The organism is Geothrix paludis (assembly GCF_022808815.1).
GTDB classification, from domain to species: Bacteria; Acidobacteriota; Holophagae; order Holophagales; family Holophagaceae; genus Geothrix; species Geothrix paludis.
In genome coordinates this window covers 697,653-717,848 of sequence record NZ_JAKZLC010000001.1, presented here as the reverse complement: position 1 = coordinate 717,848, position 20,196 = coordinate 697,653, and the positions used below count along the sequence as shown (strand labels likewise).

Below are 20,196 nucleotides of genomic sequence, written 5' to 3'. Positions count from 1 at the left end.
ACTGCTCCCATGATCCCCCTCCTCACCGCCGACGACATGCGGGCCGCGGAGCGCCAGGCCATCGAAGGCTGGGGCATCCCGTCCCTGGTGCTCCAGGAACATGCCGCCCTCGGGGCCCTGGCCCTGATCCCCGCAGGCGAATCCGTGCATGTGCTGGCGGGCCCGGGCAACAACGGCGGCGACGCCCTGGCCCTGGCCCGCCTCGCGCGCCTGGAGGGCCGGGAGGTGTCCGTGTGGTCCCCCTCGGCGCAGCCGGGGTGGCGCGGCGACGCGGCCCACCAGGCTCGCCTCTGGAAGGGGCTCGGGGGCGAGATCCGCACCTCGGCGGCTCCCATGGAAGCCATGCAGCTCTGGCGGGGATGGGTGGTGGATGGGCTCTTTGGCCTGGGCACCACACGGCCCCTGGAAGGGGCGGCCCTGGCCTGGGCGCGCGCCCTGAACGCTTCCGGCCTCCCGGTGCTCGCCCTGGACCTGCCCTCCGGCCTGGACCCAAGCTCTGCGGAGATCCCGGGCGAAGCCATTCGCGCGACACGGACGGCCTGCTTCGGGCACCGCAAGGTCTGCCATGGCCTGATGCCCGCGCGGGAGGCCTGCGGCCACATCACCGTGGTGCCCATCCCCCTCGGCCGGACGCCCAAGACCGCCCTGCACCTTCTGGAACGCCCCGCGCTCCCCCCGCGCGCCTGGGACGCCCACAAGGGTAGCTTCGGGCACGTGGCCATCCGTGCGGGCAGCCTGGGCATGAGCGGCGCCGCGGTGCTCTCGGCCCTGGGAGCCCTGCGCGTAGGCGCGGGCCTCGTGACCGTGTTGACGGACCCTGAGGTTCGCGCCGAGGTGGCCGCTCAGGTGCCCGAGGCCATGGTGCGACCCTGGCAGGGGAGCGTGCCGCCCGAGGCCGATGTCCTCCTCGCCGGTCCGGGCGGCATCTCCCAGGTGCCCGACTGGGACGGGCCCCTGGTGCTGGACGCGTCCGCCCTGAAAGAAGGTGAAGGAGGGCGCTGGATGGAACGGCCGGGGACCGCCATCACGCCCCACCCCGGCGAGTTCGCGCGCCTGTTCCGGCTGCCCCGGCCGTTGCTGATGGATGAGCGCCTGGCCCAGGCCCGGCAGGTGGCCGCCGGCAAGCCCGGCGTCCTGCTGCTCAAGGGCGCCCAGAGCGTGCTGGCCGGTGGCGCCAGCGAGGATCTGTGGATCAATCCCACGGGCCATCCGGGTCTGGCCACCGGGGGCAGCGGCGACCTGCTGGCAGGCATGGTGGCGGGCTTCCGCGCCCAGGGGCTGCCCATGCGGGAGGCCGTGGCCGCCGCGGCCTGGTTCCATGGCGCCGCCGCCGATCTCCTTCCGGGGGCGGGCCTGCTGCCGCGGGATCTGGCGGACCAGTTGCCGGAGCTGCTGCGTGGCTGAGCGGTACCTCGCCGACGATGCCGCCACCGAGGCCCTGGGCGAGGCCTTGGCCCAGGTGACGCCGCCGGGCGGAACCTGGCTGCTGCGGGGTGAGCTTGGCGCGGGCAAGACCACCTGGACCCGGGGCTTCCTGCGGGGGTTGGGCGGCGATCCGGACGAGGTGGCCTCGCCCACCTACGCCGTGCTCCACCGCTACGGCCTGCCGGCAGGACGCCTCTTCCACCTGGATCTCTACCGGCCGGGCCCCGAAGGCGCCTGGTCCCTGGGGCTCGAGGAGACCATCGGGCCCGAGGATCGGCTGGTGGTCGAGTGGGCGGGTCAGGGCGGCCCCTGGCCCACGGATTGGGTGGCCGAGCTGTTGCTGGTCCCCGAAGGTGAAGGCCGCCGGGCCGAATGGACACTCCCTGGCGGATCCATCGGACGATGATGGGGCATGAGCCTTCCCCTCGCCCTCTCCCTCCTCGCGTGTCTGGCTGCCCTCTTCGCCGCGTGGTCGGCCATGCGCCGGGCACCCGCGGATCCTGCCCCCTTCGAAGCCCTGCGGCGCCACGCCGAGGAGCTGGCTTCCAGGGACCGGGCCGAATCGCACCAGGCGCTCGCGGCCCAGATCCGGCCCCTCCTGGCGGAGCTCGGAGAACTCCGGGCGGCTCAGGCCGAAAAGTTGGCGGAAGGGTTCCGTCAGCTTTCGGCCACGATCCAGGAGGCCCTGCGGTCCTCCCGCGCTGAACAGGGGGCCCAGCTTGGGCAGGTCCAGCAGCAGGTCCAAGAGCGCCTCGACGCCATCCAGGCGGCCAATGAGGCGAAGCTCGAGCAGATGCGCCGCACCGTGGACGAGAAGCTCCACGAGGCCCTGGAGAAGCGCCTGGGCGAGAGCTTCAACCTGGTGGCCCAGCGGCTGGAGCAGGTGCAGCGCGGCTTGGGCGAGATGCAAGGACTGGCCCAGGACGTGGGCGGGCTCAAGCGGGCCCTGACCAATGTGAAGGCCAGAGGCGTCCTGGGCGAGGCGCAGCTGGGGGCCCTGCTCGAACAGTTCCTCTCCCCGGGGCAGTACCAGGCCAACGTCCACATCCGGCCAAGGTCACCGGAGGTGGTCGAGTTCGCGGTGAAGCTGCCCGGACCTGACGAAAACGGCCCGGTCTGGCTACCCATCGATGCCAAGTTTCCCCTGGAGGACTACCAGCGCCTCATGGAGGCCTACGAGGCGGGCGACCTGGTGTCGGTGGAAGCCGCCGGGAGGGCCCTGGAGACCCGGCTGCTCTCCCAGGCCCGCGACATCCGCGACAAGTACATCGCGCCGCCGAGCAGCACGGACTTCGGGCTGCTCTTCCTTCCCTTCGAGGGGCTCTACGCCGAGGTGCTCCGCCGTCCGGGCCTCTTCGAGCGGTTGCAGCGCGAATGCAAGGTCATCCTGGTGGGTCCCACGACCCTCACGGCCTTCCTCAACAGCCTCCAAGTGGGCTTCAAGACCCTGGCCATCAGCCGGCAGACCAGCGAGATCTGGAAGGTGCTCGGCCAGGTGAAGGCGGAGTTCGGGCGGTTCGGCGCGGCGCTGGCGGCGGTCCAGAGGAAGCTGGAGGAGGCCAGCGGCAAGCTGGGGGATGTTGCGGCCCGGCGGGACCAGATGGAAAAGAAGCTTGCCAGCGTGGAGGCGGTCCCGGAGGTCGGTCCTGCGGGCCTGTCCCTGAATCTCCAGGGCTCATCCATGCCTGATTTATCCAACCAATCAGAATAATTCACTTCACAAATCGGAGGAATGCCTTAGGATACGGCCCAATCCGGGGGTGTGATGCTGAAGGGCCGGGAACGTCACGGGGCAGGTGAGGTGATTGCCGTCGACCGGAACTATGTCCCGATGCAGGAAGTGAGCCGGAGGCGCGCCCTCTGCGCCGTGGTGGCGGGCCGCGCCCACGTGCTCAACCCAGCCACCTTCGAGCGACACCGGAGCCTGGAGGGGAGTCTCGAACTCATCATCTTTCCGAACGTGCAGGCCTGCAGCGATTCCAAGCTCCTCATCGGGCGGCTGGAGCGGCGCGTCCTGCGCCGGGATCACTACCTCTGTCAGTACGAAGGTTGCCAGCGGAAAGCCACGACCGTGGATCACGTCGTCCCCCTGTGCCAGGGCGGTTCCACCACTTGGCAGAACCTGGTGGGGTGCTGTCTCATCTGCAACCAGAACAAGGGGGGACGCACCCCGGATCAGGCGGGCATGGTCCTCAAGCGCCAGCCCAAGGGCCCCCGGGCCCACCTCTTCGAGCGCTTCGAAGAGCTGCTGAAGCGGGCCAGCGCCGCCTGAGGCGAGTTTTCCCTTCGTCCTGAAAAGCCTCCACGAAGGGCACGAAGAGCCCTGCGGGCATTCGAAGGACACGAATGGGATGGGAATCCCCGGGTCACCGGCCGGGTTTCTGCATGGCGAGCCGGCATGAACTCCATTCGTGCCCTTGAGTCCTTTTCTTCGTGTCCTTCGTGGAGGTCTTTCCCCTTTTCGGAGCTGGCACCCCGCTCACCCCGTCAGCGCCCGCGTCTTGAGGAACAGCTCCGCCCACTCGCGGGCCGGATCACTGCGCCGGGTGATGCCTCCTCCAGCCCAGTAGGTGAGGGCGTCGCCGCGGATCTGGGCGGTCCGGATGGGCAGGGCGAGGTCGAGGTCGCCGATGGAGGCGATCCACCCGAGGGCCCCGCAGTAGAACCCCCGGGGCCCCGCCTCGGCCTGGGCCAGATGCGCACAGACGGCCCGCTTGGGAGCCCCCGTAACGCTGCCGCCCGGGAGGACCGACCGGAGCAGGTCGGCCAGGCCCAACCCTGGACGGGCTTCGGCCTCCACCGTGCTCACCAGGTGCTGGACGGTGGGGTAGCGCTCCACGTGCATGGCCCGGCTCACGGTGACGGTGCCGGTCCGCGCCACGCGGCCCAGGTCGTTGCGCACCAGGTCCACGATCATCGTGTGCTCGGCCCGCTCCTTGGGATCCGCCGCCAGGGCCTCCGCGGCGAGCTGGTCCTGCGCCGCATCGCCTGTCAGGGGAACGCTGCCTTTGATGGGCTGGGACCAGATCCGCTCCCCACGGCGGGACAGAAGCCCCTCCATGCTCAGGGAGAGGAGCCGGAGGCCGTCCAGGTCCAGCAGGGCGCCGAAGGGCGGGAGGGCCCGCCTGAAGGTCCCCAGGGCCAGGTCCACCGGGTCTCCCGGATAGATGGAATCGAAGGGAACACAGAGGTTGGCCACATAGAAACCACCTTCGAGAATGCGCTCTCGGATCGTTTCCACGGCGGCCCGGTGCTCGGCCTCGGTCCAGCGGGCCTGGAGAGTCAGGGACGGGGCCTGGGGAGGGGCTCCCGGGCGGAGAAGGGACGTCCAGGTCTCCGGATCCGGGGGCACCTCACCCCAGGACCACAGCTCGGCCTCGCCGTCCTGGACGTGCAGCGCCTGTTGGATGCCCCGCCAATGCTGACCCAGGGTGCCGGGGGCGCAACCCTGGCGGGGCAGCGAAGCCTCGTCGCAGGCCAGCTCGAAGGAAGCCGCGCCGATCCATGGCCCGGGGTGCTCCGGAAGCGCTGCTTCCATGGCCTCCCATGGGGATCCCGGCCAGGGCCTGCCCTCCAGGTGGCTGATCCAGGCGGCGCCCGACCACCGGGAGGCCAGGATTGGCCCCCCCGGCAGGCCGAGGAGTCCGTCACCGGTGCTGCCGGTATGGAGCCAGGCGGCTCCGCGCTCCAGCAGGCCCCGCACGCAGTCGGGCCAGGGCCCGGGGAGAGGGAAGGGCCGGCGGTGCCAGGGGGTGAGGTCCATGGAGGACATCATCCCACTTGAAGCTGGAATTGCTTCTAATGGCTAGTGTTGAAAAAGTTGCAGCTAATAAATCGGAAGCTCGAGACAAATAATGATGAAAAACAGGCTTTTCTTTTTTTCGGTCAGGACCTAGGCTCTTGGGCCAGGAGGAACCTCCATGCCTTCAGTGGATATCAGCTCTCAGACGGGTAAGGACTTTGCGGGAGACGCGTTGATCGTCCCCGTGTTCTCCGGACGCGAACGCCATCGCCTGCCACTTGCCATCAGCAAGGTCGCGCGTCAGGTGATGGACGAAGAGGATTTCAAGGCGGACTATCTCGAAGTTGTGCCGCTTCATCATCCCAATGGCGTCAAGGAGAGCCGCTGGATGGTGCTTGTCGGCCTCGGCGATGAAGAGAAGGTCACGCTCAACAAGATCCGCAAGGCGGTGGGAACCGCGGGCCGCTTCTGCCTCAAGAAGAAGTGGAAGAAGATCGGCGTGCTCTCGCCATCCACCTCCACGCTGGACCACGACGCCGTGCAGGCTGCGGTGGCCGAAGGCACGCTGCTCGCGAACTACGACCTCGTGACTTTCAAGGGCGGGAAACAGGACCCGAAGCAGTTCTCGTCCATCGAGATCTTCACCAACGGGGACGATACCCGGAAGGCCCGCCGCAAGCTCCCCGCCATCGAAGCCGGCGTGGCCGCCTGCCATCGCGTCCGGGACCTGGCCAACACCCCCGCAGGCGATCTCTATCCTGAAGTGTTCGCCGAAATGGCTGTGAAATTGGCCAAGCAGCACAAGCTCCATTGCGAGGTGCTGGATGTCCCCGCCCTGGAAAAGGGTGGCTTCCGTTCGGTGCTGGCGGTCGGACAGGGGAGCCCGCGCGCCCCGCGAGTGGTGAAACTCGAGTACAAGCCCAAGGAGAAGCCCAAGAAGCACGTGGTGCTGGTGGGCAAGGGCGTCTGCTTCGATTCCGGCGGCCTGTCCCTCAAGGACGCCTCGGGCATGGAGACCATGAAGGACGACATGACCGGCGCGGCCATCGTGCTCGCGACCATGGCCGCCTGCGCCCAGCTGGAGATCCCCGTCCAGGTGACTGGGCTCATGGGCCTGGTGGAGAACATGCCCTCGGGTACCAGCTACAAGCCCGGCGATGTTCTCCGCAGCCGCAGCGGCAAGACCATCGAGGTTCTCAACACAGATGCTGAGGGCCGGCTCGTCCTGGCGGACCTGCTCCATTACGCCGGAGAACTGGGCGCGGACCACGTGGTGGATCTGGCCACCCTCACCGGGGCGGCCCTGGTGGCCATGGGCGATGGCGTCTCCGCGGTCATGGGCACGGACCAGAAGCTGGTGGACCGCCTGCTGGATGCCGGCAGCGCCGCGGGTGAGCATCTCTGGCAGCTGCCGCTGGTGGAGGAGTACGCCGAGCTGCTGAAGAGCCCGCTGGCCGACCTGAAGAACATCACCGGCATCCGGTGGGGCGGCACCATCACCGCTGGTCTCTTCCTCCGGGAATTCGTGGGCGACGCCTCCTGGGCCCACGTGGATCTCGCCGGCAGCTGGTCGGGCAAGGAACGGGACTACCGGACCCACGGCGCCAGCGGCGAGGGCCCCCGGTTCCTCCTCGAATGGCTCATGGACTGATCGGCCGGATGCCTTGGCCAAAGGGGGGCATCGCCCCCCTTTTTTTCAAATGGGTGAAGATATCCCTCTTGACCGGAAGGCATGGATGGGGATTTATTGAGGACTGCCTTCAAGCCACCTGAGCCCTCACCCCCTTTGGAGTTCCCATGGAAGCGATGGAGACCCTCACCAAAGCTGACCTCTCCCGGCACCTGATGGAGCGGCTCGAACTGGGAAAGAAGGATGCGGATCTCCTGGTGAACACGTTCCTGGAGAGCATCATCGAGTCCCTCCGGACCGGCGAAGGGGTGGAACTCCGCGGGTTCGGCAGCTTCCGCCTGAGGGACCGGCGGGCCCGGCAGGGCCGGAACCCCCGTAGCGGCGAGAGCATCCAGGTGCCGCCCAAGCGCGTGGTCTATTTCAAGCTCGGCAAGGAGCTTCGCAGCAAGCTGATCGACGAGTAGCCAACTACCCCCCACCCTCGGAGTCCCCATGCGTTTCCGCAAGCTGCTCCTGGCCTTGTTGGCCACCCTGGCTGTCGCCACGCCGGCCCTCGCCCAGAAGAAACTCTCCAAGGAGGAGAAGGCCAAGCTGCCCCGCATCGCCATTCTCGAGTTCAAGGCCGCGCCGGATGCCTGGCACGGCTGGCGTTTCGGCGGCTGGGGCAACCAGATGGGTACCATCTCCAATCAGCTCCGCGACCTCTTCACCACGGAGATCATGGAGAAGGGCCGGGGCAAGATCCGCGTCATCGAGCGCGAGCGGCTCTCCGAGATCCGCGAGGAGCTGAACTTCCAGCAGAGCGGCGAGGTGGACACGAGCACGGTCCAGAAGATCGGCAAGCTGCTGGGCGTGAAGTACGTGATGACCGGCAAGGTCACCCGCTTCGCCTACAAGGAGGGCGGCTTCGGAACCGGCTGGGGCGTGGGAGCCCTGGTGGGCAAGCTCACGGGCGACAGCACTGCCGGCGCGGTGGCCGGCAGCGTGAACGTGAAGAAGGCCTCGTTCTCGGGCCGTCTGGACATCCGCCTTATCGAAGTGGAGACCGGTGAGATCCTGGGCGCCTGGAAGGACGAGGACAAGGTCAACGACACCAGCGTGAAGGTGGCGGGGACCGGTGCCGAGGTCCAGTACGACGAGGAGCTGGTGAACAAGGTCTTCGAGCCCATCGTCCAGCGCATCACGCCCAAGCTGCTGCGGGCCACGGTCGCGGCCCACGAGGAAGACTAGCCCGTCCATCCGCGACGATCTGGAAGGGGGCCCTCAGCGGCCCCCTTCCTCGTTCCGGAACCAGACGTCCGTGGCCTCGCGGATGGCTCCGGCATACCGGGGGCCCAGCACCTCGGAGCAGTGGAGGTGCCAGGTGGGGACCTCGATCACCTGGCTGGTGATGAAGCGGGCGGCCATGGCCCGCTGCACCTCGGGAGGGGCCAGGCGGTCCTGGGTGGCGAGAAAGCAGAGGCTGGGCGTGGCGAAGCGGAGGCCCGCGGTCCGGCGCAACAGGTCCGTGTCGGCAGGATCGTAGCCGCCCATGCGGCCAGCGGCTCGGCTGGCCATGGCCCCGATGGGGGGAGCCAGGAGGTGCCACCACCGGTCCGCGGGCCCACGCACCAGGCGCTCCGCGAAGCTGCGGCTGCTGGCGGGGGCGCCTTCCCACACCAGTCCGGCGAGGGGCCCGCGGCCCTCCCGCTCCAGGTCCGCCAAGGCCAGCAGGCCCACGGAAGCGCCCAGGCTCCGGCCCATGAGGAGGATTCTCCGGCGGGGGATGCCTGAGGCCTCCAGGTGGTGGACCATGCGGACCACGTCCTGCGATTCCGTCACGCCGAAGGTCACGGCGGGGGCTGCACTGCCGCTCCGCAGGGCATCGTCCCGCCGCCGGTAGGTGAAGATCGCCGCATCGAGTTCCGGGAACCACTTCAGGGCCGGGCTCGTGCCCCAGCGGTCATCGCCGAATCCGTGGAGGAGCAGCACGGTGCCGGGGGTGGGCGCATGCCGATGGAGGCGCCAGAGCTGGAGGCCATCCACCTCCTCGGAGGACCACACGCCACCGGGGTCTCCATCGCCGGCCGCGGCGAGTTCCTGGTAGGTGGCCTCCACCCGCGACAGGGGCTGGGGATGATAGAAGGGCGGGTCCACCAGCTCCCTGGCGACGGCCCTTGATTTCCACGCCATGAATCCCCCCACGGCCAGGAGGGGCAGGACGCCCAGGGAGAACCAGGCCCCGCGCTTCACCAGTAGCCCGTCGTGGCCAGGACATCGGCGGCCGGATCCGTGACCTGGCATTGGCAGCTGAGCCGCTGGTCTGGTCCGGCTTCGTTGCGCGCCAGCGTCTGGGATTCATGGGGGCGGGGCGGCGTCAGGTGGGCGGCACCGGCCAGGATCGTGACCACGCACCGGGCGCAGGCCCCCCGGCCTGAGCAGGCCGAAGCCACGGGCAGGCCCGCGGCCAGGAATCGGCCCATCAGGGTTCCCCGCCCTCCGATGATGAGGTCTGTGGTGAGGTTCGCCCGACGGGTGCGGGCCACCAGCGCCATCGCTACTTGGCGAGGGCTGCGGTCACGCCGGGGAGCCCTTCGGCGGTGGGCAGGGGGTCCGGCTTGCCGTAGAGGACGGCATCCAGCTTCTGGACCAGTGTGATCTGGTAGAGGCCCTTGTCTCCGGCCATGTCCAGCTCGCCGAGATCGGGGCTGAAGGTCTCGCGCTGGCTGGTGAGGAAGAACCGGTGCTTGCCGGCGGCGAGGCCCTTCACGATGAGGCTGGTGGCTCCCTTGGGCAGCTGCTGGATCGGAATGCGCGCTCCGTCGAGGCTCAGCTCCACCGGACCCTGCACCTTCCGGGTGAAGCGGAACACGACCGTTCCCGCGGGGATGGGCGTCTTGGGCGTCAGGGGCATCTTGCGGCACCCGAGGAAGGAGACGGATCCCAGCAGCACGAGGGCGGGAACGAGGGGATGGAGCTTCATGAAACCTCCGGAACCTTTGATGATATGCGATCAACGGTCCCGAGGTCTCAGGGCAGCTCGGCCCAGAGGGAGCCGCGCCAGGTGGCATTCCTGGGCTTCCGGCCGATGACGCCGGTGAGAGGACCCGAGCAGGCCAGCTCCAGCCGCCCCCCACTGCGGTCTTCCAGCCGCGTGAACCGCACCCGGGTCTTTCCCGTGGCGGCCCAGGAATCGGGGTAACCGCCGGACTTCTGACGCACCACGCGCAGCATGTAGAGGGTGCCGTTCTTGAGGACGCTCAGCTCCAGGTCGAAGGCACGGGCGGCTTCCTCGGGGACCAGGCGGCCTGTCAGGCGGACCAGGGGCGGCAGGCCCGACCGGGCCGGGATGGAGGCCACGGAGGCCAGCTCCAGGCGATAGGGGATCCCATCGAGGGTGAGATCCCCGCCGCCACGGACCACGGCCTCGAGCCCCGGGGCCTGGGCCTGGAGGCCGAAGGCCAGGAAGAGGCAGGGCAGGGCGCGCAGGAAGTTCATGCTGACTCCGGGGGATCCGCCTTCTATTCTGATGGTTTGACGCAGAGAGGTGAACCATGACCCGTGTGCTGTTCCAGACCGACAAGGGCGACATCAACCTTGAGCTCTTCCCCAAGGAGGCCCCCGGCACCGTGGCCAACTTCGTGAAGCTCATCGAGTCGGGCTTCTACGATGGCCTGGCCTTCCATCGCGTCATCCCTGACTTCGTCATCCAGGGCGGCTGCCCCAACACCCGCGCCGGCGCCACGGGCATGCCCGGCACCGGCGGGCCCGGCTGGAAGATCAAGTGCGAGACCGCCGGCAACCCCCACCAGCACAAGCTGGGTGCCCTCTCCATGGCCCACGCCGGCAAGGACACCGGTGGCAGCCAGTTCTTCGTGGTGAACGGCGACCGTCGCAATGTCCAGCACCTCGATGGCGTGCACACGGTCTTCGGCCAGTGCGCCTCCGACGCCGACATCAAGGTCGTGCAGGCCATCCGCGCCAATGACCGCATCATCAAGGCGACGGTGGTGGAGGCTTAAGCTTTCTTGTGTTCATGCGAAAAACAGGGCGGCGCTGCCGCCCTGTTTTTCGTCGAGGAGGGACAGACACATGGACGGGAAGATTCGCTGCGGCTGGTGCGGGACGGATCCGCTCTACGTGTCCTACCACGACGAGGAGTGGGGCGTCCCCCAGCACGATGACCGGCGTTTCTTCGAGAAGCTGGTGCTGGAGGGGGCCCAGGCGGGGCTGAGCTGGATCACGGTCCTCCGCAAGCGGGAGGCCTACCGGAGGTTGTTCCATGGCTTCGATCCGGTGAAAGTCGCGGCCATGACCGATGCCGAGCTGGAGGCCGTCCTCCAGGACCCGGGCATCGTCCGGAACCGCCTCAAGGTCTTCTCGGCCCGGAAGAACGCCCGGGCCTTCCTGGCGGTGCAGGCGGAATTCGGCAGTTTCGACGCCTTCCTGTGGGCCTTCGTGGGCGGGAAGACGAAGGTGAACCACCCGAAGACCCTGGCAGAGGTGCCCGCCGTGAGCCCCGAGGCCGAGGCTCTGTCCAAGGCCCTCAAGAAGCGGGGCTTCACGTTCGTGGGGCCCACGATCATGTACGCCTATCTGCAGTCCATGGGCCTGGTGGACGACCACCTCACCATCTGCTGGCGCAAGCCAGCCTAACTCTTTTCGCGAACGCGAAAAGAGCCGGAAAACGATAGACTGAAGGATCCGGAGCCCCCGTGTCCAAGCCCTTTTACATCACCACGCCCATCTACTACGTGAATGACCGGCCCCACATCGGCCACACCTACACCACGGTGCTGGCGGACGTGATCGCGCGGTTCCACCGCATGCGTGGCGAGGAGGTGTACTTCCTCACGGGCACGGACGAGCACGGCCAGAAGGTGGAGAAGGCCGCCGCCGCCCGGGGCATCACGCCCAAGCAGCTGGCGGACGAGGTGGTGGCCAACTACACGGACCTCTGGCAGCGCATGGGCATGACTCACTTCCGCTTCATCCGCACCACGGATGAGGACCACAAGGCCCAGGTGCAGCGCCTCTTCAAGCGCCTGCTGGACAAGGGCGACATCTACAAGGCCACCTACAAGGGGCTCTATTCGGTCAGCGACGAGGCCTACGTCACCGAGACCCAGGCCAAGGAACTGCAGGCCCAGGGCCTCGCCCACCAGCTGGTGGAGCTGGAGGAGGAGACCTACTTCTTCCGCCTCAGCGCCTACCAGGACCGTCTCCTGAAGCTGTACGAGGAGCGCCCGGATTTCGTGCAGCCGGACTTCCGTTTCAACGAGGTGAAGCGATTCGTGGAGGGCGGCCTGCAGGACCTCTCCATCAGCCGCACAAGCATCACCTGGGGCATCCCCGTGCCCGGCGACGAGAAGCATGTCATCTACGTGTGGTTCGACGCGCTGCTCAACTACCTCACGGGCTGCCCGGCCAACACCTGGCCGCCAGACCTCCAACTCGTGGGCAAGGACATCCTCCGCTTCCACGCCGTGTACTGGCCCGCCTTCCTCATGGCCGCGGGCATGTTCCAGCCCACCACCATCCTGGCCCACGGTTGGTGGCTCATGGGCGAGGACAAGATGTCCAAGAGCAAGGGCAACGTCGTCCGGCCCGACACCCTCCTGCGCTTCGGCAACGACGCCCTGCGCTTCTACTTCATGCGCGACATGCAGGTGGGCCACGACCGGGGCTTCAGCTACGAGGGCTTCATGGACCGCCTCAACGCGGACCTGGCCAACGGTCTGGGCAACCTGGCCTCCCGCACCCTCAGCATGATCCAGCGCTACCGGGGCGGCGTGGTGCCCATGCCCACCGCGATGGACGACCTTGACCGGGACGTGGCCCAGCAGCTCCTCGCGGTCTTCCCTGAGTATCTGGAGCAGGCGCGGGCGAACAACTTCCACGGCGCCCTGGACGCGCTATGGACCTACCTCCGGGCCCTGGACGGCTACATCGTGAAGGCCGAACCCTGGAAGCTGGCCAAGGATCCCGCCAACGATCCCAAGTTGGACGCAGTGCTGGCGAACCTCTACCGGGCCCTGCGCGCCACGGCCCTGCTGGTGGCGCCGGTCATGCCCGACATGGCCCAGAGCCTCTGGGAATCCCTGGGCCACGCGGACCAGGTGGGCCAGCGTACCTTCCACGGCTTCGCCCTGGACGGGCCGGCCATCGGCCCCATCGGCGAGCCCAAGCCCCTGTTCCAGCGCATCGATAAGGAGAAGGAAATGAGCGACCTCGAGGTCTCCACGGCCCCCGCCGAAACCAAGCCTACCCTGGACGTGCCGGAGATCCGCGAGACGGTGGACGCCGACACCTTCTTCAAGGTGGACCTCCGCGTGGGGAAGGTCCTCGAGGCCGAGCGGGTGCCCAAGAGCGACAAGCTCATCAAGATGAAGGTGGACATCGGCCTGGAGCAGCGCACCATCGTGGGCGGCATCGGTAAGGCCTACGAGCCCACGGACCTGCTCAACCGGCTGGTGGTGGTGGTGGCGAACCTGGCCCCCCGCAAGCTCATGGGCATCGAGAGCCACGGGATGCTGCTGGCCGCCAGCGACAGCGCCAGCAAGCCCTACCTGGTGGCGCCGCCCGCGGACGCTCTGCCCGGATTCCTGGTGAAGTGAAGCATCCCGTCTTCCGCTTCGAGGCGGAGCTCCTCACGGACGCGCCCTTCGACCTGGTGGCCGGGAGGCTCCGGGATCCGGGGCCCGCGGCCTTCCGGAGCCTCCGGTCTCTGCGCCATTGGCAGGCTCCTTCGGTCGAGGCGGACCGTCTGGTACTGCGCTGGTCCCGGATCCTGGCGGGCAGCGAGGAATCCGGCGCCCTGATCCTCTCTCCGGATCCGAAAGGGGCCCACCTCCGCTTGGAAGGCCGCCTGAGGGGCTGGTCCGGCTTCGTGCTGCTGGGCTGGCTGCGCTGGCGGACGGACCGGCTGCTGGACCGCTTCGTGGGGGAACTGTGAAGACTGGAGTTTCCGTGAAGCCGGTCCTCTGGATGAAGTCGAGCTGCACCACCTGCCGGAACGCCAAGGCGAAGCTGGCGGAGCTGGGCATCGAGGTGGAGATCCGCGACTATTTCAAGAAACCCCTGGAGGCTGCGGAATTGGAAGGCCTGCTTCCGGCGGACCCCGCGCCCATGCTTGGCACGAAGAGCCCGAAGTACAAGGAGCTTGGATTGAAAGACTGGAAGCTTTCCAAGGCAGAGGCCATCGAGCTGATGGTGCAGGACAACAACCTGCTCAAGCGGCCCATCCTGGTGCACCCCAAGGCCACGGTCATTGGTTTCGATCCGGAAGCTTATGCCAGACTGGTCCCCTGAGGGAGGACCCATGCGCTTCTACAGCTGGAACGTGAACGGCTTTCGGTCGGTCCTGAAGAAGGGATTCATGGACTGGCTGGAGGAGGCGGAACCGGATGTCCTCTCCCTCCAGGAGATCCGCTGCGAGTGGGAGGAGGCGGACCTGGGCGTGCGCCGCCAGATCGAGAGCGCCTACGACGTCTGCTGGTTCCCCGCCACGAGCAAGAAGGGTTATGCCGGCTCGGCGACCTTTTCGAAGAAGGACCTGGGATTCACCCACGCCAAGGGGTTGGGCATCGACGGGTACGATGCGGAAGGGCGCATGATCGTCTCCCGGAAGGACAAGCTCGTCTTCATCGGCGGCTACTTCCCCAACGCCTCCCAGGGCCTGGTGCGCCTCCCCTTCAAGCGCCAGTTCGCTCGGGACCTCGCCGCCATCGTGGCAAAGCACCACCAGGCCGGGGACCAGATCATCCTCACCGGCGACATGAACGTGGCGCCCGAAGAGATCGACCTCGCCCGGCCCAAAGACAACGTCAAGAATCCCGGGTTCACCCCCGAGGAACGGGAGGACTTCAAGCTCTACCTGGGCGCGGGGCTGGCGGATGTGTTGCGCGAGCGGAACCCGGCCACGCCGGGACTCTACACCTGGTGGACCGCCCGGGGCGGGGCGCGGGAGCGGAACGTGGGCTGGAGGATCGACCTCTTCCTTGCCAGCCGCACCCTGCTGGATCGCGTGAAGGACGCCCGCATCCACGCCGACGTGATGGGTTCCGACCACTGCCCCATCAGCCTGGAATTGCTTTGATTTTTCCCGGTCTCCAAAAAGCGGGGGCCCCGGTCGGGGCCCCCGCTTTTTGGAGCACGATGACTACTTGATCTTCTTCAGCGAGGGATCCTTGAGCATCTCCCGGGCCGTGGCGGCGTTCTTGCCGGCGGGAGCGAGCTCGATGTACTTCTCGAGGTGCGTCTTGGTGCCACGCAGGTTGTTCTCGCCGAATTCGACCATGGCCAACAGGTAGTGGGCTTCGGCGTACTTGGGGTCCACTTCCAGGGCCTTCAGCAGGTGGGCCTTCGCCTCCTTGGTCTTGCCCGCGTTGAAGGCTTCGACGCCCTTGTTGTAGATCACGTCCGGATTGGGCCCCTGGATGGCTTCCAGCATGGCCGTGTACTTCTGCTCGGCAGCCTTGTCGGACTTGGCCTTGCTGGTCTCGATGAGGCCGGCGATCACACGCTCGTCCTTCGGGTTCCGCTCCAGGGCCTTCAGGAGGTAAGGTTCGGCCGCCTCCTTCTTCTCGCCCGCCTGGGCCATGCAGATGCCCAGCACACGCTCGATCTTCAGGATCTCGGGCGCCAGTTCGGTCTTGGCCGTCTCGTCCTTCAGCTTGCCCATGGCATCGGTCAGGGTCTTGTAAGCCTTGTCCACATGGGGCAGGGCTTCGGCGTAGTTGCCTTCGTTGTAGAGCGGGATGGCGGCGTTGAACGCATCCCGGCCCTCAGCGTCCAGGGCGGCTCCGGGATCCTCCGGAGCGGCCTGAGTGCCGCCCGCGGCGGGGGCCATGGTGCGGGATTCGGTCGGCGTGTACAGCGTGATGTCCTTGACCAGCACATCGGCCAGGGGAATCCGGATCATCTCCTTGTGCTCGACATAGCCTTCAGCCTTGACGGTGAACTCGAACTCCTTCGGGTCCAGGCCCACCTGGAGGAAGCTGCCCTTCTTGTCGGACGTCAGTTCCTTGGTCCAGGCACGGTCGAGGCGCTTCAGGATGATCTTGGCTCCGGCGACGGGCTTGCCGTCCTTGGTCACCACCTTGCCGCTGATGCGACCGGTGGTCTCGGCGTACAGGGACAGGCAGGCGGCCGGGATGAGGAGCGCTGAGATGAGGCGTCGCATGGGGTTTCCTCCAAACCCATCCATCGTTCCACAGCGCTGCTCCCGCGCCGAGTGCTTTTCGTCAAAAAAGCGCTTCCCCGGTCTCCCGTGCCGCTCGACCCGGGGCATTTCGCGTCAGATGCGGGAAAAGGAGGGCTGTGGTAGGCTTCCCGGCAGACAAGTCCTGAAAGTGTTTGAGGTAGCCCATGAATCCTGCGGTGCCGGAAGCGTCCTTGACCGCCCTGATGCATCTCCTGGCGGAGCAGGCACTTCTGGCCCTCGGCGTGCCCCATCCGATGATGAAGGACGTCCCTCCCGCGAACCCGGCGGTGGCCCGCTTCTACGTGGACCTGCTCGGTGTGCTCAAGGACAAGACCGAAGCCTCCCGGGATGATGCGGAAACGCGCCAGCTCGAGGACCTCCTGTACGGACTGCGCATGCGGCTGATGGACCTGAAGCCGGCGGCCGGCGTCCCCGGGGATCCCAAGCCATGAACCTCGAAAGGAAGACCATGGGACTCGCCCGAATCTTCCGCGCGCTGGTTCTCGCGGCTTGCGCGGGCGTTGGCGTCCTGCAGGCCGCTACTGCGCCCGCGTCCACCGGTCCGACCGCGGCGCCTGCGACGACGGCCACTGAATCGGCCATCGCCCTCAGCCATCGCGCGAACCATCTGTTCGAGGCCCTGTCGAAGGGGGATCCGGAAGCGGTGAGGGCCGCCCAGCTCGAAGTCGAGATGCTCCGTCGCACCTATTCCACGATGGATGTCACCCCGCTGGTGGAAGCCGCAGCCTTCTGGGCCCGCCAGAAGGGCCTGGCCGGTCGGCCGGAGCTCGGGCTGGAGGCGCTCCAGGCCGTGGAGCGGTGGGCGCCCGACCATCCCACCCTGCTCGGGACCAGGATCGCGCTGATGCGCCAGCAGGGTCCGCGGGGATGGCTCTGGAGCTTCCCGGATCTCCTCCGCCTCACCCGCCAGCGCCTCGAGCAGCCTGCCCACCGCTGGCTTTGGCTGCTGCAGCACCTGGGGATCCTTCGCCTGAGCGCCACGCTGCTGCTCTGGGGCTGGGCCCTCACCATGGGATTGCGCTATCGCCACGTGCTCCGGCACATCTGGGAGGAGCCGCTCCAGCACAAGGGGATCAGCCCGGCCCTGGCCGCATTGATCGGAGCCATCATCCTCGCGGGGCCAGTGCTTCTGGGCCTGGATCCCCTCGTGGCCGCCCTGGTCTGGCTCTTCCTGCTGGCCCCCTTCCTGCTGCCCATCGAGGTGAAGGTCACCGTCTTCATCATGCTGTTCCAGCTGGTCCATCCCGTACTAGCCGTCATGGAACCTCTCGCGGCCCGCGATCCGGCGCCCAGCATCGAGACCCTCCAGCTGCAGCCCCATGTCCAGCCAATCCCGGCGGAGTCCTTGAAGCTGCTGCCTCCCACCGACCAGGTATTCCTCAGTGGGTGGGAACAGCTCCAGAACCAGCAATGGAAGGAAGCCGAAGGAACCTTCCAGGACCTGGTGGGCCGCCATCCGGACCAGGCGGAAGTGCTGAACAACCTCGGCGTCGCCCGGTACCAGCTGGGGGACACCGCGGGCGCGGAGAAGACCTTCCAGGAGGCGCAGCGCGCCGGCACCCGGATGGAGATCCTCCTCAACCAGAGCGTCCTCGCCTTCAACCGGCTCGATACCGCGCTGGGAGCTTCCAAGCAGGATGAGGCCAGGGCGGCGGACCCCGAGGCCTATGCCAGTCTCATCGCCCTGAATGACGCCCGGAAGGATGTGCGCGCGTACCCCATCCCCATGCCCGACACGGCCGCCCGGTCCGAGGCGCTCGCGGAAGCCGCCGGGACCCACAGCAAGGCGGGTCGGTTGCCCCTCTCCGAGCCGGCCTTCCTGGCGGCCTTCCTGCTGCCCCTCCTCGGCATCTCGGCCTTCCTCCTGCGGGTCCGGAGGAGCGTCCGGCTGGCCCATCCGGGGCAGTGCATCCGCTGCGGGGAGCCCTACCACACCACGGACAGCCCCGATCCCGACGTCTGCTCGAAGTGCCACCACCTCTTCGTCCTGCGGGACGGCCTCCACACGGAAAGCCGGCGGAAGAAGCTCGACGAGGTGGCGGAGCACCAGCGGAACACGCGATGGATCCACAAGACCCTGATCGTCCTGCTGCCGGGTTGCGATCTGGCCTTCCTGGGGGAGACGCGGGAGGCCCTGATGGAGTTCATCCCCCTGTGTCTCGCCGCGGGCATGGTCCTCGCCACCGGGCGTTCTGTGCGGTATCCGGGAGAGGCCATCCCCGACCCCACCTCCACGTGGATGGCCGTCGGAGCGGTCCTCGTCGCCGTGTTCTACCTCCGCTCCTGGCTGAAACTGTTCCTGAGGAGGGCCTGAAATGGCGCTGGAAGGATCCCTCCGGGACTTCGACCTCTTCTCCTTGTTCAACATGATCAAGATCCAGGGGAAGAACGGCACCCTGGTGCTGTCCCAGGGGCAGGAGTTCGTCAAAGTCTTCTTCGAGAACGGCGAGATCGTCGGTTGTGACTCGAACCAGGTCCGCATGGAGGACCGCCTGGGCACCATGCTCGTGCGCCTGGGCCGGCTCACCGGCGAGGAGCTCCTGGCCATGGTCCAGGTCCAGCGGCAGACGCTCAAGCGCATGGGCACCCTGCTGCTGGAGAGCGGCAAGGTCACCCCCACGGACCTGCAGGACGCGCTCTTCAACCAGGCCACCGCCATCCTCCACCGCACCTTCCGCTGGGTGGAGGGCGACTACCGCTTCGATTCCTTCCTGCCGACGGACCTGGATCGGGAGCACTTCGTGCCGATCCCCGTGGACACCGTATTGATGGAGGCTGCCCGCATCCAGGACGAGTGGCCCGAGGTGGAGCGCCGCCTGCCGGGGCTCGACACGCCTCTCGGGAAATCCCCCAGGGCCCAGGCCCTCCACCTCGACATCGACCGCGAAGTCTCGTCGGTGCTGGATGGGAAGGGGCAGGTGCACGGATCCTCGGGGCTCACCCATGAGCAGGAGATGGTCCTCTCCTATTTCGACCACCCCCAGAGCGCCCGGGAGATCACCCAGATCAGCCGCTACGAGGAGCTGGATACCTGCAAGGCCGTCGCGGACCTCCTGGAGGCGGGCCTCCTGGAGACCAAGTCGGGCGACGCCGCGGTCAAGGTGATCCGCCCGTGGGTGGAAGGCCACCCCGACCTGGCGCCCGAGGCCTGGGAGCCCAGCCCGCTCTTGTGGCCCCTGGTCGTGCTGGGATTCGCCGTTCCCCTGGCGATGTACGTGCCCAACCAGCGTGGCTCCGTGAACCTGGGGCTGGCCAGCCTCCAGCCGGTGGATGTCCGGGTCGTGCCGGAAGGGCCCACCCGCCTCCGGCATGAATGGGCGCTCCGCATGGCCGCTCCGAAGGATGGCGGCTCGGCGCTGGCGAAGCTGCTGGGGAGCTCCGTGGACGGGAAGAATCCCGTTCCCGACCTGACCAGCCTCCCCGACCCCATGGCCCCGGCCAAGGATCCCGACCCCGCCCCACGGCCCAAGCGATAAGGATTTCCGATGTTCGTGCACCAGCGCCAGGGTTGCCTGGAGGTGATCTGCGGCCCCATGTTCTCGGGCAAGTCCGAGGAGCTGATCCGGCGCATCAAACGGGCCATCATCGCCCGGCAGAAGGTCCAGGTCTTCAAGCCGGCCCTGGATGACCGCTACGACGTCTCAGCCATCGCCAGCCACAGCCAGCGCAAGCACGACGCCATCCCGGTGAAGGACAGCGTGGAGCTGGCGCGCCACCTGGATCCGGAAGCCGAGGTGGTGGCCCTGGACGAGGTGCAGTTCATGGACGAGGGCCTCATCCCCATCATCGAGGATCTCGCTGACCGCGGCGTGCGTGTCATCGTCGGGGGACTGGACCAGGACTCCAACGGCGAGCCCTTCGGCATCATGCCCATCCTGCTGGCCAAGGCCGAATACGTCACCAAGCTCCAGGCCATCTGCATGGTGTGCGGCGCGCTGGCCGGCCGCACCCAGCGCATGGTGCAGACCGGCGGCCAGGTGCTGGTGGGCGCCGCCGAAGCCTACGAGGCCCGCTGCCGCCACTGCCACGAGACCCCGCACGCCACCGGCGAACGGATGCTCGAAGGGGAATGACTGTCCCTGGAGTATTGACAATCCGTCAAAGCGATTCCTGCCGCGACAGGAAGCTGGGGTGTGGGGGCCTGTGCTCTGCTGCCTGGGTTTCAGGGGAGCGCTAGACTGGCCCCGGCGCGCT

Annotated in this window: 23 protein-coding genes; 17 read left to right on the top strand and 6 right to left on the bottom strand. The window is 67.6% G+C overall.

Annotation, left to right across the window (positions count from 1 at the left end):
• Nucleotides 1–9 precede the first annotated feature (9 nt).
• From MLE64_RS03320 to MLE64_RS03305, 4 genes are all read left to right on the top strand, one after another.
• Nucleotides 10–1,404, top strand: coding sequence for an NAD(P)H-hydrate dehydratase (locus MLE64_RS03320; protein WP_243315880.1), 1,395 nt, complete (start codon nt 10–12; stop codon nt 1,402–1,404).
• Nucleotides 1,397–1,831, top strand: a complete 435-nt coding sequence (gene tsaE / locus MLE64_RS03315; protein ID WP_243315877.1) for a tRNA (adenosine(37)-N6)-threonylcarbamoyltransferase complex ATPase subunit type 1 TsaE — start codon at nt 1,397–1,399, stop codon at nt 1,829–1,831. The genes MLE64_RS03320 and tsaE overlap by 8 nt, the downstream gene beginning before the upstream one ends.
• Nucleotides 1,832–1,837: 6 nt before the next feature.
• Entirely contained in the window at nt 1,838–3,136 is a 1,299-nt protein-coding gene (locus MLE64_RS03310) for a DNA recombination protein RmuC (RefSeq protein WP_243315870.1), read from the top strand.
• Nucleotides 3,137–3,265: 129 nt separating this feature from the next.
• The gene (locus MLE64_RS03305; protein ID WP_243293786.1) at nt 3,266–3,697 is read left to right on the top strand and encodes an HNH endonuclease; all 432 of its coding nucleotides are present in this window, start codon (nt 3,266–3,268) and stop codon (nt 3,695–3,697) included.
• Nucleotides 3,698–3,904: 207 nt separating this feature from the next.
• Here the strand turns inward: MLE64_RS03305 and MLE64_RS03300 are convergent, their stop codons facing one another.
• Complete coding sequence (locus MLE64_RS03300) at nt 3,905–5,188, bottom strand: chorismate-binding protein (RefSeq protein ID WP_243315868.1); 1,284 nt, start codon at nt 5,186–5,188, stop codon at nt 3,905–3,907.
• Nucleotides 5,189–5,345: 157 nt separating this feature from the next.
• Here MLE64_RS03300 and MLE64_RS03295 point away from each other — a divergent pair, with 157 nt between their 5' ends.
• The 3 genes from MLE64_RS03295 (at nt 5,346) to MLE64_RS03285 (ending at nt 8,027) form a co-directional block, all read left to right on the top strand.
• Entirely contained in the window at nt 5,346–6,818 is a 1,473-nt protein-coding gene (locus tag MLE64_RS03295) for a leucyl aminopeptidase (protein WP_243293784.1), read from the top strand.
• 146 nt (nt 6,819–6,964) lie between these two features.
• Nucleotides 6,965–7,261, top strand: coding sequence for an HU family DNA-binding protein (locus MLE64_RS03290; RefSeq protein WP_279341050.1), 297 nt, complete (start codon nt 6,965–6,967; stop codon nt 7,259–7,261).
• A 28-nt stretch (nt 7,262–7,289) separates the two neighbouring features.
• A complete protein-coding gene (locus tag MLE64_RS03285; protein ID WP_243315857.1) occupies nt 7,290–8,027 on the top strand; it encodes a CsgG/HfaB family protein in 738 nt (245 codons plus the stop codon).
• 33 nt (nt 8,028–8,060) lie between these two features.
• Here the strand turns inward: MLE64_RS03285 and MLE64_RS03280 are convergent, their stop codons facing one another.
• The 4 genes from MLE64_RS03280 to MLE64_RS03265 are packed head-to-tail and all read right to left on the bottom strand — an operon-like array spanning nt 8,061 to nt 10,274.
• Complete coding sequence (locus MLE64_RS03280; protein ID WP_243315854.1) at nt 8,061–9,029, bottom strand: alpha/beta hydrolase; 969 nt, start codon at nt 9,027–9,029, stop codon at nt 8,061–8,063.
• Nucleotides 9,026–9,322 carry a 2Fe-2S iron-sulfur cluster-binding protein gene (locus tag MLE64_RS03275; protein ID WP_243315852.1) on the bottom strand — a complete coding sequence of 99 codons (297 nt, stop codon included), beginning with the start codon at nt 9,320–9,322 and terminating at the stop codon, nt 9,026–9,028. Before MLE64_RS03275 ends, MLE64_RS03280 begins: the two co-directional genes overlap by 4 nt.
• A gap of 11 nt (nt 9,323–9,333) precedes the next feature.
• Entirely contained in the window at nt 9,334–9,759 is a 426-nt protein-coding gene (locus MLE64_RS03270; RefSeq protein WP_243315850.1) for a hypothetical protein, read from the bottom strand.
• 47 nt (nt 9,760–9,806) lie between these two features.
• A complete protein-coding gene (locus MLE64_RS03265) occupies nt 9,807–10,274 on the bottom strand; it encodes a hypothetical protein (RefSeq protein ID WP_243315848.1) in 468 nt (155 codons plus the stop codon).
• A 56-nt stretch (nt 10,275–10,330) separates the two neighbouring features.
• Between MLE64_RS03265 and MLE64_RS03260 the strand changes: the two genes are divergently transcribed.
• From MLE64_RS03260 to MLE64_RS03235, 6 genes are all read left to right on the top strand, one after another.
• The gene (locus tag MLE64_RS03260) at nt 10,331–10,798 is read left to right on the top strand and encodes a peptidylprolyl isomerase (protein WP_243293778.1); all 468 of its coding nucleotides are present in this window, start codon (nt 10,331–10,333) and stop codon (nt 10,796–10,798) included.
• Nucleotides 10,799–10,868: 70 nt separating this feature from the next.
• Entirely contained in the window at nt 10,869–11,432 is a 564-nt protein-coding gene (locus tag MLE64_RS03255) for a DNA-3-methyladenine glycosylase I (protein WP_243315846.1), read from the top strand.
• 59 nt (nt 11,433–11,491) lie between these two features.
• On the top strand, nt 11,492–13,393 hold the full coding sequence (gene metG, locus MLE64_RS03250) for a methionine--tRNA ligase (protein ID WP_243315843.1): 1,902 nt from the start codon (nt 11,492–11,494) through the stop codon (nt 13,391–13,393).
• Nucleotides 13,390–13,731 (top strand): hypothetical protein, encoded by a 342-nt coding sequence (locus MLE64_RS03245; protein WP_243315832.1) that lies wholly within the window; start codon nt 13,390–13,392, stop codon nt 13,729–13,731. Before metG ends, MLE64_RS03245 begins: the two co-directional genes overlap by 4 nt.
• 14 nt (nt 13,732–13,745) lie before the next feature.
• A complete protein-coding gene (locus MLE64_RS03240; protein ID WP_243315830.1) occupies nt 13,746–14,087 on the top strand; it encodes an arsenate reductase family protein in 342 nt (113 codons plus the stop codon).
• Nucleotides 14,088–14,097: 10 nt separating this feature from the next.
• A complete protein-coding gene (locus tag MLE64_RS03235) occupies nt 14,098–14,874 on the top strand; it encodes an exodeoxyribonuclease III (RefSeq protein ID WP_243315819.1) in 777 nt (258 codons plus the stop codon).
• Nucleotides 14,875–14,937: 63 nt separating this feature from the next.
• On the opposite strand, the gene MLE64_RS03230 is transcribed toward MLE64_RS03235, so the two are convergent.
• Nucleotides 14,938–15,960 carry a carboxypeptidase-like regulatory domain-containing protein gene (locus tag MLE64_RS03230; RefSeq protein WP_243315806.1) on the bottom strand — a complete coding sequence of 341 codons (1,023 nt, stop codon included), beginning with the start codon at nt 15,958–15,960 and terminating at the stop codon, nt 14,938–14,940.
• Between the two features lie 212 nt (nt 15,961–16,172).
• On the opposite strand from MLE64_RS03230, the gene MLE64_RS03225 reads away from it, so the two are divergent.
• The 4 genes from MLE64_RS03225 to MLE64_RS03205 are packed head-to-tail and all read left to right on the top strand — an operon-like array spanning nt 16,173 to nt 20,075.
• Nucleotides 16,173–16,433, top strand: a complete 261-nt coding sequence (locus MLE64_RS03225; RefSeq protein WP_243286095.1) for a DUF1844 domain-containing protein — start codon at nt 16,173–16,175, stop codon at nt 16,431–16,433.
• A 17-nt stretch (nt 16,434–16,450) separates the two neighbouring features.
• Nucleotides 16,451–18,316, top strand: coding sequence for a tetratricopeptide repeat protein (locus MLE64_RS03220; RefSeq protein ID WP_243315804.1), 1,866 nt, complete (start codon nt 16,451–16,453; stop codon nt 18,314–18,316).
• A gap of 1 nt (nt 18,317) precedes the next feature.
• The gene (locus MLE64_RS15695) at nt 18,318–19,478 is read left to right on the top strand and encodes a DUF4388 domain-containing protein (RefSeq protein WP_279342859.1); all 1,161 of its coding nucleotides are present in this window, start codon (nt 18,318–18,320) and stop codon (nt 19,476–19,478) included.
• 9 nt (nt 19,479–19,487) lie between these two features.
• Nucleotides 19,488–20,075 carry a thymidine kinase gene (locus MLE64_RS03205; protein ID WP_243315799.1) on the top strand — a complete coding sequence of 196 codons (588 nt, stop codon included), beginning with the start codon at nt 19,488–19,490 and terminating at the stop codon, nt 20,073–20,075.
• Nucleotides 20,076–20,196 lie beyond the last annotated feature (121 nt).

What these genes read in the sequence shown, in the direction of transcription:
- MLE64_RS03320 (WP_243315880.1), top strand. Translation starts at nt 10, where the DNA reads ATGATCCCCCTCCTCACCGCCGACGACATGCGGGCCGCGGAGCGCCAG.
- MLE64_RS03310 (WP_243315870.1), top strand. Translation starts at nt 1,838, where the DNA reads ATGAGCCTTCCCCTCGCCCTCTCCCTCCTCGCGTGTCTGGCTGCCCTC.
- MLE64_RS03300 (WP_243315868.1), bottom strand. Translation starts at nt 5,188, where the DNA reads ATGGACCTCACCCCCTGGCACCGCCGGCCCTTCCCTCTCCCCGGGCCC.
- MLE64_RS03295 (WP_243293784.1), top strand. Translation starts at nt 5,346, where the DNA reads ATGCCTTCAGTGGATATCAGCTCTCAGACGGGTAAGGACTTTGCGGGA.
- MLE64_RS03290 (WP_279341050.1), top strand. Translation starts at nt 6,965, where the DNA reads ATGGAAGCGATGGAGACCCTCACCAAAGCTGACCTCTCCCGGCACCTG.
- MLE64_RS03285 (WP_243315857.1), top strand. Translation starts at nt 7,290, where the DNA reads ATGCGTTTCCGCAAGCTGCTCCTGGCCTTGTTGGCCACCCTGGCTGTC.
- MLE64_RS03270 (WP_243315850.1), bottom strand. Translation starts at nt 9,759, where the DNA reads ATGAAGCTCCATCCCCTCGTTCCCGCCCTCGTGCTGCTGGGATCCGTC.
- MLE64_RS03265 (WP_243315848.1), bottom strand. Translation starts at nt 10,274, where the DNA reads ATGAACTTCCTGCGCGCCCTGCCCTGCCTCTTCCTGGCCTTCGGCCTC.
- MLE64_RS03260 (WP_243293778.1), top strand. Translation starts at nt 10,331, where the DNA reads ATGACCCGTGTGCTGTTCCAGACCGACAAGGGCGACATCAACCTTGAG.
- MLE64_RS03255 (WP_243315846.1), top strand. Translation starts at nt 10,869, where the DNA reads ATGGACGGGAAGATTCGCTGCGGCTGGTGCGGGACGGATCCGCTCTAC.
- MLE64_RS03235 (WP_243315819.1), top strand. Translation starts at nt 14,098, where the DNA reads ATGCGCTTCTACAGCTGGAACGTGAACGGCTTTCGGTCGGTCCTGAAG.
- MLE64_RS03230 (WP_243315806.1), bottom strand. Translation starts at nt 15,960, where the DNA reads ATGCGACGCCTCATCTCAGCGCTCCTCATCCCGGCCGCCTGCCTGTCC.
- MLE64_RS03220 (WP_243315804.1), top strand. Translation starts at nt 16,451, where the DNA reads ATGGGACTCGCCCGAATCTTCCGCGCGCTGGTTCTCGCGGCTTGCGCG.
- MLE64_RS15695 (WP_279342859.1), top strand. Translation starts at nt 18,318, where the DNA reads ATGGCGCTGGAAGGATCCCTCCGGGACTTCGACCTCTTCTCCTTGTTC.
- MLE64_RS03205 (WP_243315799.1), top strand. Translation starts at nt 19,488, where the DNA reads ATGTTCGTGCACCAGCGCCAGGGTTGCCTGGAGGTGATCTGCGGCCCC.